Raw genomic sequence first — 443 nt, 5'->3', positions numbered from 1 at the left:
AAGGGAAATGGTTATCATTTTGCCTTTTACAATGACATGGATGGGGGGTTGCCCTTTTGGCCTCATGGAGAGGTGCCCGACAACAGGGTTTTTAAATTAATCTATCCCCATGAGTTTTTGGCACATTTTACAGGTGAAATTTCAGCTGAAAAAATCGGATTACCCCTTCATACCTTGGACAAATCAGACAACCCTATATTGATGATCGTCAAACTTAAAGATTGATTGCATGAGTTATTATTCTCAAGCTTTTAAAAGCCGAAGACTTCACCCCAAAGTTTTCCAAAAAATATTTAAAAGTCCTATAAATTTTCAATCTCAATCATTTTATACATCTCAAAATTAAAAATGAATACAGATATAAAAACGAGCAAGTGGCTGCGGTGGGTCGCTGCGGGAGCATTCGGCGTCATGCTGGTATTTAACATCATGATCAGCTTGGA

At 37.9% G+C, this 443-nt stretch carries 1 protein-coding gene; it reads left to right on the top strand.

The window, feature by feature from the left end; all coding sequences use genetic code 11:
- A partial coding sequence (locus tag IAQ59_RS22160) for a hypothetical protein (RefSeq protein WP_209332884.1) occupies positions 1-225 on the top strand: 225 nt, incomplete at its 5' end.
- Between the last annotated feature and the right edge of the window lie 218 nt (positions 226-443).

It is taken from the genome of Lunatimonas salinarum (assembly GCF_017811155.1).
Lineage (GTDB): Bacteria > Bacteroidota > Bacteroidia > Cytophagales > Cyclobacteriaceae > Lunatimonas > Lunatimonas salinarum.
This window is presented reverse-complemented; position numbering and strand designations above follow the sequence as displayed.